Source organism: Kribbella sp. NPDC058693 (genome assembly GCF_042715335.1).
Lineage (GTDB): Bacteria > Actinomycetota > Actinomycetes > Propionibacteriales > Kribbellaceae > Kribbella > Kribbella jiaozuonensis.
On sequence record NZ_JBHXSQ010000004.1, the window covers coordinates 852,098 to 866,575 of the forward strand.

Below are 14,478 nucleotides of genomic sequence, written 5' to 3' on the forward strand. Positions count from 1 at the left end.
ATTCTGATGATCGCGCAGTCCCCGATCGCCGGGGACTCGCGGATCCTGCGGGAGGCCACGGCGCTGGCCGCGGCCGGTCACACGCTGCACGTGATCGGCCGCGACGTCCCGGACGGCTTTGAAGTCGGCCCGGGGATCACAGTGGAGTCGGTCTCCCGCTCCTCCGGTCTACGGACCGGGAACGGCGGGCTGACCGTCGGGCACGGGCATTCCGGGCCCAAGGTGCTGGCGAAGCGGTTCGGGCGGTGGTTGCTGCTGCCCGAGCACCGCAACCGCACCGAGAAGCACTGGCGTACCGCTGCCGCTCCGGTTGTCGCTGCGGCAGGGCCTGTCGACGTCGTGCATGCGCATGACTTCAACACGTTGGAGCTCGCAGCGGAGTACGCCGCGAAGTGGTCGGCCAAGCTGGTTTACGACAGCCATGAGCTGTGGTTCGACCGGGCGCTCCCGGGCCGGCCGACGCCGTTGTGGCGGGCGCGCGGGCGGCGGTACGAGGTTTCTCTCGCGTCTCGCGCGCGGGTGGTGTTCACGGTGTCCGACGGGATCGCGGAGCGGTTGCGTTCGCGTGGGTTGTCCGACGTACGCGTCGTACGGAACACGTTCCCGCGCGCTGACGACGTACCGGCTGCGCCGGACCGGCCGGAGGGGTTGCTGTACGCCGGTCGCGTGGGTGCGGGTCGGGATCTGCCGACTGTTGTTGCTGCGGCGCGGCAGTTGTTGCCGTTCCGGACTGTGCTGATGGGGTCGGTGGATCCCAACTATCGCTTGGATCTGGGTCCGGTGGAGACCGTCGCGGAACGCTCGATCGACGAGGTCGACGACACGCTGCGGACGTACGGCATCTCGCTTGTCACGCTCACCAACACCTGCGAGAACCACCGCCTCGCCCTTCCCAACAAGCTCTTCCACGCGGTCCGCGCCGGCGTCCCCGTTGTCGCCGCTGACCTGCCCGAGCTGCGTGCGGTCGTGACGCAGTACAAGCTCGGTGGGCTGTACGAGCCTGGCAACGCGCAGTCGCTGACGGCTGCGGTCCGCTCGGTGATCGAGAACTACAGCACGTACACGGACGGCGTCCGCACAGCCGCCGCAGAGCTCAACTGGGAGCACGACGCAGCCACCCTGGTGACTGCCTACTCCGAACTGTAAGAACTTTCTGCGTCCTCCACGCATCAAGCTGGGTGAGGGGGACGCCATGAAGCGACGGATTGCGGCTTTGGCCGGAGGTGCGGCGCTCATAGCCGCCACGGTAGTGCCGACGAACGCAGACGCAGCTGGCAGCGCGGTGTGCCAGGTTTGGCTGGGATCGGTGACTGCGACCGGTATGCAGCGGAGTCTCACTGTGACCGCGAACCTCCCGCCGACGATCGAGCAGGGCCAGTCCCTCGCGGTCTATCAGCCTGGGCAGGTCCGGCTCAGTGCCCGGCAGACGTCCGAGCCGGGGCCTGGAGGCACCGACCGTTACGGGTACGTCGTCGTCGGCGACGGGCTCTACTACGGTGGCTATCGCACGGACATGGCCGGCGGCCTGGACCCGTCGAACCCGCCGGGCCTCGGCCGGATCGGCGGCGGCTGGACGAACTTCACCGCGATCGAGCTCGCCGACTACGCGAGCTATCCGGACGGCAAGATCTACCACACCGTGTTCTACGGACTGCGCAACGACGGCATCCTGTTCCGCTGGAACAAGGAGCGGGGAGGACTGCGGGCCAGCGGTTCGTACCCGGGCTTCGCGTCGGTCAAGTCGATGACGCTGATCGCGAAGACGCCGACGTACGACACCTTCCTCGCGAACACCCGCGGCGGTGCGCTCTACACGATCCGGATCCCACTGACCTCGCCGATGAAGCCGATCGTGACAGCGGTCCGTACGCGCACCTGGCAGGGATTCGAGACGCTGTCGGCGATGTCGTGCGGCAAGAACGGCACGCTGCTGCTGGCAATCGACAAGGACACCAAGACTGCCAACCTGTACGCCGTCGGCCATGCGAACGGCACGGCAACGGTGATCCAGTCGCGGGGCGTGGTCCCGGGCACGTTCGACGACCCTGTCTACTTCCGCTGGGTGCCGATCTCGCTCTTCGACGTCGCCAACGGCGACTGAGCCGCAACCTTTCGTGCTTGCTCTGTATCAGAGTGTGTGAAAGGGGTGGACATGAATCGACGACTGACTGCTTTGGCGAGCTGCGCGGCGCTCACGCTGACTGCATTGATGCCTGCGGCTGCCCACGCGGCGAAGCCTGACCCGACCAAGCCCGGGGCGACGGTCCCCGGGACCAACAAGAAGATCACCGCGGCGCAGGCCAGCGCCTGCTTCGTCTGGCAGGGCGGGGTGACCGCGAGCGGCGGGCACCACTTCGCGGACCCGACTGCGACGACGCCTCCGCTGGTGGCGGACAACTGGACCACCGACGGGGTGTACGCGCCCGGGCAGGTCCGGCTGAGCGCGCGGCAGACCATCGAGCCGGACATCTCCGGCACCGATCGCTACGGGTACGTCGTGATCGGCGACGCGCTCTACTACAGCTACTACCAGGCGTACGAGGACGGCACCATCGACAACCGGTCGCTGACCCGGGTCGGTGGCGGCTGGGGAAGCTTCACGTTCCTGGAGACCTCGGACTACGAGAGCCCGGACAACGGGACGAAGAAGATCTACCGCTCGACGTCGTACGCGCTGCGCAACGACGGCGTGCTGTACCGCTGGAACATCGGCGAGAAGGGCTGGCGGGCCGGCGGGTCGTACCCGGGCTTCTCGTCCGTCAAGACGATGACGCTGATCGCGAAGACCCCGACGTACGACACCTTCCTCGCGAACACACGCGGTGGGGCGCTGTACACCATCCGGATCCCGTCTGCGTCCCCGATGAAGCCGATCGTGAAGCAGGTCCGCACGCGCACGTGGCAGGGCTTCGAGACGCTGTCGGCGATGGGCTGCGGTCAGTACGGCACGCTGCTCCTCGGCATCGACAAAGACACCAAGAAGAACTACCTCTACGCCGTTGGCCACGCCAACGGCCTGTCCACAGTCATCCAGTCCCGCGGCGAGGTAGCCGGCGACCTCAGCGACCCGGTCAACTTCCGCTGGGTAACCATCCCCGTCTACGACACCGCCAACGGCGAGTAGCCCGACACCCCGGCCAAAGGACACCGCTTCGCGGCGGCTGTCTTTTTGGCCGGCTTCGCCGGGGTGCGGGTTGCGGCGATGCGGGACCGCTTCGCCCGGCCCGGCTGAGAGGGGTCGGGGCGACGACGCATTGCGTAACCGTGGTGGGGTGCGGAGCATCGAGGTAGGTGGGGGATCGACTGGGCGGTATCGGTCGACTGGAGGGTGCGGATCATGTGGCGACGGCTGATGGGAGCTGGAGTTGCGGTCGTGCTGGTCGCGGCGATCGTGACTCCGGATGCGGTGAATCTGCCGCACCTGATCATCCAGCCGTCGAAGGAGATCTAGCGCCTGTTCACCCGGGCTTCGTAGCGTCGCGCGTATGATCACGACGCGACGTACGTTGTTGAAGGCCGGCGCCCTGGGGATCGGGCTCGCTGCGACGCCGGGGCTTTCGTTGGCCGCCCGGCCGCGGCGGACTCGGGTGCTGTTGGCAACCAACGAGCCGTGGGGGACGTACCACGCCCAGCCGTTGCTCGCCGAGGCGAAGCGGCGGGGGTGGGAGCTGGTCCAGGTCGTACCGGACCTGACCCAGATCAAGCCGGGCGATCCGGTGACGGTTGCCACGCTCAACGACGTACCGCAGGCTGATCTGCTGGTCGTGAACGGGGCCGAGGACTGGCCGGCCGATGTGGTGAAGGCCCTGAAGCGGTTGCCGATGGCAGCGAGTTCGCTGGCGTACCTGAATCCGGTGGAAGCCGTGCGGGCGAAGGAGTTCCGGCATCGGCTGGAGTTGGTGACGGCGGCGTCGCCGGCCGAGTCCGACGTGTTCGCGAAGTACCTCGGATGGAATCGTCGGGTGCGGATGGTGGGGTCGGCTCAGACTGATGATCTGCCCGACTACAAGCCGCAGACGGATCGCGTTCTAGTGCTGACGAGCGTGACGCACCCGGATCAGACCGGCAATGCGGCGCCCGGCACCCAGCTGTTGCTCGACGCGGCCGCGAAATTGGAGGCCGCGGGCAAGCACATTGTTGTCGGGTTGCATCCGCGCGAGGACCGGACGTTGTGGGAGCAGTACGAGATCAGCGCGCTCGGCTCGGTCCCGGAGTCGGCGACGGTCGAGTGTGCGGTCGGAATTCCGGGTACGGTCTTCCCGATCGTCGCGGCGGTCGGCGTACCGCTGGTCGGGTGCGTGGACCCGAAGTTGCAGGTACCGGAGTACATCCTGAGCGTGTGTTCGTCGATCATCGACGCGCCGGAGCAGGCGGTCGACGCGATCGAGAACGCCGAGCCGGCCAGCCGCGGCGCGGTCTTCAACGCGGTCGGTCCGATCGGCGGCTCGGCCCGGCGGCTGTACTCGGCCTGGAACACGACCATTCAGACCACGAGGTGCAACTTCACCGCGGCCACGCCGACCTCGACGCGCTGACCCCAGCTCAGCGCGAGCGTGTCGGACTCCATCCCGTCGCCGAAGACGACCAGGTCCGACTCGGCTGTGATCGTCAACGAATCCGGTGCCTTCAGCAGCCCTTCGGTGTTGTCGGTGCCGGTCGCCGGTGACGGCCAGGCCTCACGTACGAACCAGCACAGCATCGGATCGGTCGGCCCCGGCAGCCCGAGCGGACTACGTCGTTCCTGCCAGGCCGATCGGCACCAGCCTGTCGATCCGGTGCCGGTGCCGATGAGGATCCCGGACGACGACTGCCGCTCTGGCAGCCCGTCTGGTGAGCTGAGGCGGTACCGGGCGGACTGGTGCGTGCGGTGGCCGACGTACACCTCGTTGAGGGCCAGCAGTTGCTGACCGTCATCGGTGCTGGCGGCAACCATTGTGCGTTCGGCGTACGTTCGAGTGACGAGCAGGTCGGCGATCGCGTCCGGTTCGTGCGGCACGAGTATGCCGGGGTTGCGGGCCGGCTCGGGGTTGATGCCGATCACCGGCTGACCGTCGAGGTACTTCGCGACGTTGGCGACCAGACCGTCCTGGCCGACCGCGATCACCACGTCCTCCGGCCCGAACCCGAACCGGTCGAGATCGTTGCGCTCGGCAACAGCTCGGCGCCAGTCGAGTGGGATCGCCGCCGAGACCGTGGCGAGCGCGTCCTGCTGGGCCTGGTGTCGTGCGTCGAGCTCGGCCAGGTCACGCCCGCGCCCGGCCAGGAAGAACCCGGCCTGCTGCCGCGTCCCGTGCCGGGCGACCAACTCGGTCAGCTCGGTCGCCCGATGCACGATCACCGCCCGGGGCGGGAGGCTCATGGTCGACCTCCCGTGGCGGGCCGCCCCCGGCGCGGCCCGCCACGCCACGGCCTCCGGATCATGCCGTCTCCCCGGAGGTCAGCTTGGTGAGGAGTGGGGTGAGGAGGTCCGGGGTCACGTTGAGGGTGCCGATGTCCGGCAGCGCGCCCTGCTTGATCGCGAGCGCGAGGATCGTGCCCTGGTCCAGGTCGGCGTACGCCTCGAGCAGCGCCTTCTCGGTGACGGCTTCGGCCGCGCCGATCACGCGCTTGGCGTCGGCCTCTGCCTCGGCCAGCGCCCGCTGTCGGCTGGCAGCGGCCTGCGTCTCGATCTGACCGGCCGCCGCGGCTTCGGTCGCGCGCATCCGTTCGTTCTGACCACGCTGGTTGACGAGCTGCTCCTCGCGGCGGGCGAGTTCGATCTGGTTCTGCAGTTCGTTCTCCGCGATCGACCGCTCCCGCTCGACGGCCATCGCGCGACGTTCGTACGTCGCCTTGTCCGCAGCCTGCTGCACCATCTCGCGAGTGGGAGTCTGCAACGCCTTCTCGACATCCCGCTCCGCCCGCACCGCCACCACGCGGACATCCTCGACCCCGATGCCGAGGCCGGTCAGGCGATGGTCCTCGCGCAGTCCGGTGCCGACCGCCTGGCGCAGCGACGTCATGCCCTCGGACAGGGCCTCGGTCAGCATCATGCGGGCCAGCAGGTCCAGCGCGGTCTGCTGTGCGAGCTCGGTCAGCAGGCCGCCGAGCTGCTCGAGCGGAGTGGCTCGCCATAGGCCGGTGTCCGGGTCGATCCCGAAGTCGAGGCGGCTCGAGGCAAGCGCCGGGTCGGTGACGCGGTACGTCACGCTCGCCTGCACGGCGACGTCCTGGAAGTCCTGCGTACGGCCGTGGAACAGCAGCGGCTGCTCGCGGTCGTCGATCGGGATCTCGCTCAGCGACGAGTTCAGCGCCCGGAACCAGAACGCCTGGTCGGCGCCGTCGTGCGCGACCTTGCCGTTGCGCAGGTGCCGCACGTGGGTGGTCGGGTTCGCGCGCAGGTGGCTGATGAAGCGGAACCGGGTGATGTCTGCCATCTCTTCGTTCTCCTTGTCGTCACTATGACGATAAGGGGTTGCGTGACTTCTCGTCAAGGTGACGATTAGAGTGGGTTGTTATGGACTTCGAGCCGCTCGGCCTGGCCGCCGACCTGGTCATCCTGACCGTCCGCGACGGCCGCCTCCAGGTGCTGCTGATCCGCCGGGGCATCGCGCCGTACAAAGGCCGCTGGGCACTGCCGGGCGGGTTCGTCCGGCCGGATGAGGATCTCGAGACGACCGCACGCCGGGAGCTGGCGGAGGAGACCGGGCTGTCCTCGGAGCGGATCCACCTCGAGCAGGTCGCGACGTACGGCGCTCCTGATCGCGACCCGCGCGGCCGGGTGGTGAGTGTCGCGTACCTGGCTCTGGTCCCGGACCTGCCGACGCCGGTTGCGGGGTCGGACGCGGCGTCGGCGCAATGGGTGGATGTGGCGGAGGTCGATGCGGGGCGGCTGGCGTTCGACCACCATCGGATCCTGGCGGACGGGGTGGAGCGGGCGCGGGCGAAGCTGGAGTACTCCCCGCTGGCGACGGCGTTCTGCCCGCCCGAATTCACAATCTCCGAACTTCGCGGCATCTACGAGGCCGTCTGGGGCACGCCCCTCGACCCCCGCAACTTCCACCGCAAAGTCACCAAAACCGCCGACTTCGTAACCCCCGCCGGCACCACCACAACCCGCGACGGCGGCCGCCCAGCCCAACTCTTCCACCGAGGCACCGCCACGACCCTCCACCCACCCATGACGCGGGGTTGACCTCCAGTCGGCTTGAGCTGCTTGCCTGTCGGGCATGACTCATGTCCTAGTCACAGGTGCCGGACGAGACACCGGCCGGAAGCTCGCCCTCGCGTTCGCTGCCCGTGGTGCCCACGTCCTCGCCACTGCCCGCACCCGAGCGGCCGCCGAGGAGACAGCCGGGCTGATCGAAGCAGCAGGCGGTACGGCGACTCCCGCCGTACTGGATCTCGCCGACCCGTCGTCGATCGCGCAGCTATCCATCGACCGCCTCGACATTCTCGTGAACAGCGGTGCGCGCTACCTCGGTCCGGAGGTGACGCCGGATGACATCACCGACACGATCGCCGGCGCCGCGACTGGCACCATCCTGCTCACCGAACGGCTGCTCCCGCTCCTCCGAGCCTCAGACCACCCCGACATCGTCAACCTGATCTCCGCCGCCGGCGAGCCCGGCCAGCACCGGTCCGACGCCCACGCAGCCTTCTACGCTGCAAAGCACGCCCAGGCCGGGTACGCCGAAATCCTCTCCGAACGCCTCCGCCCCGAGGGCATCCGCGTCATCTCCCTGTTCCCACCAGATTTCGTCCAAGCCGGCCCCCGAGAAAGCGCAGCCGACCTGACGGCGGACTCGGTCATCGACTGCCTCCTGTTCGCCGTCAACCAGCCCCGCGACTGCTTCATCCGTTCGTTCTACTTCGAACAGCTAGTTCTTCGGCGGTGATGAGGTTGGTGTGGGTGCCGGGGGAGCCGCAGGACCAGGCGCCGGCGATGGTGCCGGCTTGGGCGGCGGCGGGCCAGGGGGCGCCGTCGAGGTAGAGGGCGAGGAAGGCGGCTACATAGGCGTCGCCGGCGCCGTTGGTGTCTATGACGGGGCGGTCGGGGAAGGTGATGGCGGGGAAGTGGCGGACGGGTTCGCCGCGGACATGGAGGTAGCTGCCGTCGGCGCCGGCCATCGCGACCACGACCTCGGCGCGGCCGTTGGCGAGGATCCACTCGACGCCGTCGGGTGGCAGCGAGGTGGTCGAGACGAAGACGATGTCCGACGCGGTCGCGAAGTCCTTGTGGTGGCCGTTCCGGCCGTCCCAGTCGTGCAGGTCGGTGGAGATCGAGCGGTCCGCGGCGATCGCGTCTCCGAGAGCATCGCGGGCGAAGTCCATGATCGAGACGTGGACGTGCTGCGCCTGCCGGATCACCGGTCGCCACAGGCCCGGGTCGACCCGCAGCCCGGCCGGGTGGCGCCCGTCGTACATCGAGAGGCGGCGGCCGTCCGGGCTGACCAGGTTGACCGAACGCCGCGTGCCGCTCGGGTGCAGCGCGACGCGCAGCGGGAGGCCCAGCTCCTGGTACGTACGGCGGATGCGCGCGCCCTCGGGGTCGTCGCCGATCACGTCCACCAGACCGGCGTTGAGTCCGAGCAGGTGGCAGCCCAGCGCGACACCGTGCCCGGTGTGCCCCAGGTACGACTCGATCGGTTCGACCGCGATCGTGTCCACATCATCCAGCGGCAGGCTCGGCACCCGCACGATCGTGTCGATCCCGATTCCACCGATCACCAGCACATCCAACTCCACGGGTCCCGTCATACCCGACTTTCGGCGGGGATCACAGGTGTCTTTCGGAAGCTGAACGCACTATTCGTATCCGGGCACGGTCAGTCCGCGCCCGATTGCCGGAAGCTCATTGCTTGATCGGGGCGCCGGTCTTCTCCTGGAGTTCGTCGAAGCTGACGCCGTCGGCGAGCTCGACCAGCTGCAGGCCGTCGTCGGTGATGTCGAGTACGGCGAGGTCCGTGATGATCCGGTTCACCACGCCGCGGCCGGTGTACGGCAGGTCGCACTCCTCGAGGATCTTGTGCGAACCGTCCTTGGCGACATGCTCCATCAGCACGATCACCCGCTTGGCGCCGTGCACGAGGTCCATCGCGCCGCCCATGCCCTTGACCATCTTGCCGGGGATCATCCAGTTCGACAGGTCGCCCTTGGCCGACACCTGCATCGCGCCGAGGATGGCCGCGTCGATCGCTCCGCCGCGGATCATCCCGAACGACAGCGACGAGTCGAAGAACGACGCGCCGGGGAGTGTCGTGACGGTCTCCTTGCCGGCGTTGATCAGGTCCGGGTCCTCCTCGCCGGCGACCGGGTACGGCCCGACGCCGAGGATGCCGTTCTCGGACTGCAGTACGACGGTGACGCCGTCCGGGATGTAGTTCGGTACCAGCGTCGGCAGGCCGATCCCGAGGTTCACGTACGAGCCGTCGTCCAGCTCCGCGGCCGCCCGCGCCGCCATCTGCTCACGGGTGAGTGGCATGCTCAGGCCCCCTTCTGAACGGTGAGCTTCTCGATCCGCTTCTCAATATCCTTGCCGACAGCAACAACACGCTGGACGTAAACGCCCGGCAGGTGGATCGAGTCCGGGTCCAGCTCACCAGGCTGGACCAGCTCCTCGACCTGCGCGATCGTGACCCGGCCGGCCATCGCGGCCAGCGGGTTGAAGTTGCGCGCGCTGCGGTCGAAGACCAGGTTGCCGTGGGTGTCGCCCTTGAGCGCGTGCACCAGGCCGAAGTCGGTGGTGATCGAATCCTCCAGCACGTACGTCGTGCCGTTGATCTCCCGCGTCTCCTTCGGCTCCGACGCCTTCGCGACCGAGCCGTCCGCGTTGTACTTCTGCGGCAGCCCGCCCTCGGCGACCTGCGTACCGACGCCGGCCAGCGTGTAGAACGCGGCGATCCCGCAGCCGCCGGCGCGCAGCTTCTCGGCCAGCGTCCCCTGCGGCGTCAGCTCGACCTCCAGCTCGCCGGTCAGGAACTGGCGGGCGAACTCCTTGTTCTCCCCGACGTACGACGAGGTCATCTTGGCGATCCGCTTGTCCGCGAGCAGGATGCCCAGGCCCCAGTCGTCGACGCCGCAATTGTTCGACACCACGCTGAGCCCGCTCACCCCCTTGTCGTGCAGAGCGCTGATCAGCTGCATCGGGTTGCCGCACAACCCGAAGCCCCCGACCGCGAGGCTCGCCCCGTCCCCGATGTCCGCCACCGCTTCCTGCGGCGACCCGTACGTCTTGTCCATCAGCTGCTCCGTTGCAGTCGTCGGTGCGGATTCGCTCCCGACTCTAACCAGCACCACCGCCTCCCGCGATGTGGCTGGCACCACACCGCTAGGCGGAGGCTTCGGACGCGTTCAGCACGCGGAGCTCGTGCAGGGCCTCGAAGTGGGCGTCCTCGAGGTTGGGGAGCGTCAGGACGGCCGAGAGATGGCTACGAGCGGCTGGGACGTTGCCGGAGTACCGGGCTGTGCGGGCCAGTCCCAGTCTGGCCGCGGCGACGGTCTCCGGGAGGTCTGCGTGCTCACCGATGGACAGGGCGCGGCTGTAGTCCGCGTGAGCGTCCTCCAGCTTCCCCAGCCGCCGGTAGAGGTCAGCGCGCTCACACAGCAGCAGTGCGGTCTCCTCAGCCAGGCACAGCTGCTCGGCGAGCTCCAGCGCCTCGGTGGTGATGTCCAGCGGCTCGTCGACGACCTGGCGGAGCGAGCAGAGGGCCAGGAACATGCCCCAGCGGTCCTCGAGCATCCGGAAGCGGCCCAGCGCCGTACGCAGAGCCTGGGCCGCATCGTCCGGCGCAGCCGCTGTCAGCCCCGGGTAGCCCCGGCAGAGCTCCACCGCGGCCCGGGCCCAGGCGTCGCCGCTCTCGTTCCGCTCCAGCACGTCCTCGACCACATCGGCCGGCTCGAACGGTCCGAAGACCAGCGACCACAGCAGCACGGTCACGGAGTACTGGAAGGGGCCCGTGGTCGTCAGGACGATCTGCTGAGCGAGCTCCAGCTGCTCCTGCTCGGCCGACCCGGCGCCGTGGATGACAGCGAGCAGGTACTCCTCGTCCAGCCCGACCGGAACCGTCCGGCCGAGCATGCTGAGTACCCGCTCCGCCGCGGCCGCAGCCTCGTCCTGGAGCCCGTTGGACCACCAGTACGCCGAGTAACGCGCAACGAGCCGCAGGGCGGTTCGCAGGTCGCTCTCACACGCGCGCTCGATCGCGCTGACGACCTGGTCCGCCTCCAGACTGTGTGCCTCTCCGGAGCCCCCCAAGTTCACGTACCTCATTGTTGCGCGGCCCTGTTAACGCCACGTCACGGGGGTCACGGGGGTCACAGAGGTCAGAACCTGAGGACACCCCAGCGGTCCGGCCGGTGCATGTCCTCGATGCCCTGCGGGGACCAGACCCAGAACTCGATCTGGTCACCCTTCACGTACGCACCGTCGACGACGTCGTGCGGCCACTCGCACCGCATCAGGTTCATCCGCCACTCGTCACCCGGGTTCGGCGGGGTCGCCCGGCCTTCGTTGTACGACGCGAGGTCCGCCCACGGTACGGCGAGCTCCACCGACCACGCGGTGTCCGTGTCGGACGGGTCGTTGACCGTGCCGTCGACGTGGATCGCGGTCCGCAGCCCGGGCAGGTTGGTCGGGTCGATCGGCAGGCCGCCGTCGACGTACGGCTTGGGCAGCGTCAGCTCCCAGATCGTGCCGAGCGGGTTGATCTCGAACTCGTAGTAGTTCAGCCCGTCGCCGTCCGGGTCCAGGAACAGCTCGAAGTTGTTCTCGTGGAAGAGCTTGCTGTTCTTCTCGGTCATCGTCGACCAGATGTGCGGCTCCTCGAGCAGGCCGCCGACGTACAGGTACCGGTCGTCGTACATCAGCTTCGCCCGGGTCCGGAACCGCGGCGCGGGGCCGTCGTGGATCGGGACGAAGTCGGTGGTCCAGGGCGCGGCCTCCCAGGCGGGGTCGGTCAGGGTGCCGTCGAGGTTCGGCGCGGTGGTGGTCCGCGGGCACTCGTAGACGGGCAGGTCAGGCATCGGCACGCTCCAGCAGTCGGGCGACGAGATTGGCGAGCAGGAAGGTGATCGCGGTCAGCGCCGGTACGACGGCGATGATCCACGGCGAGTCGAGATGACCGGTCAGGAACGCGACGACGAGCGCCACCATGAACGCGATCCCGAGGAACGGGATCAGCTTCGGGTGCGGCATCGCCAGCCGGCTGAGGGCGAGGCCGCCGAGCACCATCGTGACGGCCACGATGACCACCAGCAGCGGAAGCCCGAGGGCGCCGCAGTTCGTGGTGTCGCGGAACCGGTCGCAGCTGCGCTCGCTCAGCCAGACGAAGGCGATCGTCGCGAACCCGCAGAGCAGGCCGACAACGGCCAGGATCAGCGCCGGCGGCAGCGGCGGGGCGTCGTACCGTCCCTGACTCATTCCCGAAGGTTATCGGGCTCCCAGGGAGTTCGCGATCGCGTCACGTACGTCGGCGTCGGTCGGCGTGCGTACGCCGCGTTCGGCCGCGAGCTCGGCCAGCGAGGTCATCGTGACGTCGTGCAGCCCGCAACTCGTGAACGTGTGAAACACGGTCATGTCCGGGTCGACGTTGACCGAGAAACCGTGACTGGTCACGCCGCGCCGGATCCGCATCCCGATCGAGCAGAGCTTCCGGCCGTCTCCGGTCCAGACCCCGACCAGGCTGCTCGCGCCCTTCGGCGTGTCCCGGCGTACCAGCGGGAAGCCGAGCGAGCCGAGTGCGTCGATCAGCCCGTTCTCGACCCAGCGGACAATGTCGACCGGGCCGCGCTGCTTCAGGTCGATGACCAGGTACCCGACCAGCTGGCCCGGTCCGTGGTACGTCGCGAAGCCGCCGCGATCCACCGCGATCGCCGGGGTGCCGGCGGGCAGATCCTCCGGCGACGTCCGCGGCCCGTAGGTGATCACCGGCGGGTGGCTCAGCAGGAAGAGACGGTCCTCGGCCTTGCCCTCGATCCGCTCCTCGACCCAGCCGCGCATGTCCTTCGCGGCAACGTCGTACTCGACCTCACCCAGCTCAACTCGCTGCATGCTTTCAGCCTAGGCATACGGCGCGCGGTGCAGGATGTCGTACAGCGTGAGGCGGTCGAGCAGCAGTCCTTCCGGCTGCAGCCACGCCTGGAGCTGGCTGGCCGCGGTCTGGGCGGGCAGGCAGGTGATGGCGGCCTCCGATCCCAGCGCGGCGGTGATGCCGCCCTGGCCGTCGACCATCGGGTGGACGACCAGGAAGCCGCGAACCTCGACCGGGGCGAGGCGCTGGCGCCAGGCGGCGACGGCAGCGTCCAGGCCGGAGACCGGGCTGTCGAGTGGTACGCCGTTCAGCTGCAGCGCGCCGTACACGTCCAGCGCGTAGTGCCCGGGCGGTCCGACGACCGATGAGATCAGGGCGACGCGGTGGCCGTTGAGAAGGAGGTGGCTGACGGCCATGTCGCCGATCCGCGCGCCGTGCACCAGCTTCGAGGCGGGGAGTGCGTTGACGACCGGGTCCAGGACGCGGGCGGTACGCCGATGCCGCAGTACGTCGGCCGGCGCGAGCCACGCCGTACGGCCGTCGTCCACGAGCGGTTCGCCGGGGCGGCCCCAGAGGTTGAAGTCGTACGCCGCCGTGGGGTCGATGGTCCGGTCCAACTTGTGCACCTTCGACCAGCGTCCGGTGAGGAAGCGCGTGAGCACCAGGCCGACGAGCAGGGCGATGATCACAACCCGCTGGAGCGCGGTCGCACCGCTCTTCGAGAAGGGAAACAGCACCAGGAAGTACAGGAGGGCGGTGACGATGCCGAACGCCTTGAGCACCCGATGCAGCGGAATCCGTTTGCTCCAGTGCGGCGGCATGGCGACCACGATCATCGCGACCGTGCCGACGGCGAAGACGATGTCCGACACGCCGTTGAGACCGCCGATGGCGATGATCGCGATGTCCAGCACCGTCAGGACAGCGAGCGACAGCAGCGCCGGTAGTCGCCAGCGTCCGAACGCCGGGACGACCTCGATGCCGCCGGACAGCGGCTCTGGCACCGGCTGCGAGGCCTGCGCCGAGGTCTGGGTCCAGGTGAACGGATCCGGTTCGGGCTCGGGCTCCGGGTCGGGCCGGCGGGTGTACGTCGGTTCTTCGTACGTCGGTGGGCTGTTGCGCGCGTCCAGGGTGCGGTCGTAGGCGGCCCGCTTCGCCGGATCGCCCAGCGTCGTCCACGCTTCCTGCACCATCCGGAACAGCGCAGCGTTGCCGCCCTGGTCCGGGTGGACCTGGCGGACCAGGCGCCGGTACGCCGACTTGATCTCTGCCGTCGTGGCGGTTCGCTCGACGTTCAGCACCTCGTAGTGGTCAGACACCCCAGCGCACCTCCACAAACAGGCCTGAAGCGCACTCAGGGCCAGCCACCTAAGTGACTGGCCCTGAGTGTTGGTCGGGCTGACAGGATTTGAACCTGCGACCTCTTCGTCCCGAACGAAGCGCGCTACCAAGCTGCGCCACAGCCCGA

16 protein-coding genes and 1 tRNA gene are annotated in these 14,478 nt (G+C 68.7%); 6 read left to right on the forward strand and 11 right to left on the reverse strand.

Annotation, left to right across the window (positions count from 1 at the left end; all coding sequences use genetic code 11):
* Positions 1–6: 6 nt before the first annotated feature.
* The 4 genes from ACFWUU_RS30460 (at position 7) to ACFWUU_RS30475 (ending at position 4,535) form a co-directional block, all read left to right on the forward strand.
* Entirely contained in the window at positions 7–1,146 is a 1,140-nt protein-coding gene (locus tag ACFWUU_RS30460) for a glycosyltransferase (protein WP_137252093.1), read from the forward strand.
* Positions 1,147–1,306: 160 nt separating this feature from the next.
* A complete protein-coding gene (locus ACFWUU_RS30465; protein WP_380180583.1) occupies positions 1,307–2,101 on the forward strand; it encodes a hypothetical protein in 795 nt (264 codons plus the stop codon).
* 51 nt (positions 2,102–2,152) lie between these two features.
* The gene (locus ACFWUU_RS30470) at positions 2,153–3,124 is read left to right on the forward strand and encodes a hypothetical protein (protein ID WP_380180585.1); all 972 of its coding nucleotides are present in this window, start codon (positions 2,153–2,155) and stop codon (positions 3,122–3,124) included.
* A gap of 361 nt (positions 3,125–3,485) precedes the next feature.
* A complete protein-coding gene (locus ACFWUU_RS30475; RefSeq protein ID WP_380180587.1) occupies positions 3,486–4,535 on the forward strand; it encodes a hypothetical protein in 1,050 nt (349 codons plus the stop codon).
* Here ACFWUU_RS30475 and ACFWUU_RS30480 read toward each other — a convergent pair.
* Positions 4,484–5,359: a hypothetical protein gene (locus ACFWUU_RS30480; RefSeq protein WP_380180589.1), complete on the reverse strand. Its 876-nt coding sequence runs from the start codon at positions 5,357–5,359 to the stop codon at positions 4,484–4,486. The two genes, ACFWUU_RS30475 and ACFWUU_RS30480, sit on opposite strands and share 52 nt — an antisense overlap.
* Before the next feature lie 58 nt (positions 5,360–5,417).
* Positions 5,418–6,416, reverse strand: a complete 999-nt coding sequence (locus tag ACFWUU_RS30485) for an SPFH domain-containing protein (protein WP_380180591.1) — start codon at positions 6,414–6,416, stop codon at positions 5,418–5,420.
* An 80-nt stretch (positions 6,417–6,496) separates the two neighbouring features.
* Between ACFWUU_RS30485 and ACFWUU_RS30490 the strand changes: the two genes are divergently transcribed.
* Together ACFWUU_RS30490 and ACFWUU_RS30495 are read left to right on the forward strand one after the other, a co-directional pair.
* Positions 6,497–7,174: an NUDIX domain-containing protein gene (locus ACFWUU_RS30490; RefSeq protein WP_380180593.1), complete on the forward strand. Its 678-nt coding sequence runs from the start codon at positions 6,497–6,499 to the stop codon at positions 7,172–7,174.
* A 34-nt stretch (positions 7,175–7,208) separates the two neighbouring features.
* Positions 7,209–7,877, forward strand: a complete 669-nt coding sequence (locus tag ACFWUU_RS30495; RefSeq protein ID WP_380180595.1) for an SDR family NAD(P)-dependent oxidoreductase — start codon at positions 7,209–7,211, stop codon at positions 7,875–7,877.
* Here the strand turns inward: ACFWUU_RS30495 and ACFWUU_RS30500 are convergent.
* From ACFWUU_RS30500 to ACFWUU_RS30540, 9 genes are all read right to left on the reverse strand, one after another.
* Positions 7,834–8,739, reverse strand: coding sequence for a carbohydrate kinase family protein (locus tag ACFWUU_RS30500; RefSeq protein WP_380180597.1), 906 nt, complete (start codon positions 8,737–8,739; stop codon positions 7,834–7,836). The two genes, ACFWUU_RS30495 and ACFWUU_RS30500, sit on opposite strands and share 44 nt — an antisense overlap.
* A 94-nt stretch (positions 8,740–8,833) precedes the next feature.
* The gene (locus ACFWUU_RS30505) at positions 8,834–9,463 is read right to left on the reverse strand and encodes a CoA transferase subunit B (RefSeq protein ID WP_380180599.1); all 630 of its coding nucleotides are present in this window, start codon (positions 9,461–9,463) and stop codon (positions 8,834–8,836) included.
* A gap of 2 nt (positions 9,464–9,465) precedes the next feature.
* Positions 9,466–10,221 (reverse strand): CoA transferase subunit A, encoded by a 756-nt coding sequence (locus ACFWUU_RS30510; protein ID WP_137252103.1) that lies wholly within the window; start codon positions 10,219–10,221, stop codon positions 9,466–9,468.
* Between the two features lie 88 nt (positions 10,222–10,309).
* Entirely contained in the window at positions 10,310–11,242 is a 933-nt protein-coding gene (locus ACFWUU_RS30515; RefSeq protein ID WP_380180601.1) for a hypothetical protein, read from the reverse strand.
* Positions 11,243–11,304: 62 nt separating this feature from the next.
* The gene (locus ACFWUU_RS30520) at positions 11,305–12,003 is read right to left on the reverse strand and encodes a carbohydrate-binding family 9-like protein (RefSeq protein ID WP_380180603.1); all 699 of its coding nucleotides are present in this window, start codon (positions 12,001–12,003) and stop codon (positions 11,305–11,307) included.
* A complete protein-coding gene (locus ACFWUU_RS30525) occupies positions 11,996–12,400 on the reverse strand; it encodes a hypothetical protein (protein ID WP_380180605.1) in 405 nt (134 codons plus the stop codon). The genes ACFWUU_RS30520 and ACFWUU_RS30525 overlap by 8 nt, the downstream gene beginning before the upstream one ends.
* Before the next feature lie 9 nt (positions 12,401–12,409).
* A complete protein-coding gene (gene lipB, locus ACFWUU_RS30530) occupies positions 12,410–13,030 on the reverse strand; it encodes a lipoyl(octanoyl) transferase LipB (protein WP_380180606.1) in 621 nt (206 codons plus the stop codon).
* A 9-nt stretch (positions 13,031–13,039) separates the two neighbouring features.
* Positions 13,040–14,329 carry a J domain-containing protein gene (locus ACFWUU_RS30535; RefSeq protein WP_380180608.1) on the reverse strand — a complete coding sequence of 430 codons (1,290 nt, stop codon included), beginning with the start codon at positions 14,327–14,329 and terminating at the stop codon, positions 13,040–13,042.
* A 71-nt stretch (positions 14,330–14,400) separates the two neighbouring features.
* A tRNA-Pro gene (locus tag ACFWUU_RS30540) sits at positions 14,401–14,477 on the reverse strand.
* Position 14,478 lies beyond the last annotated feature (1 nt).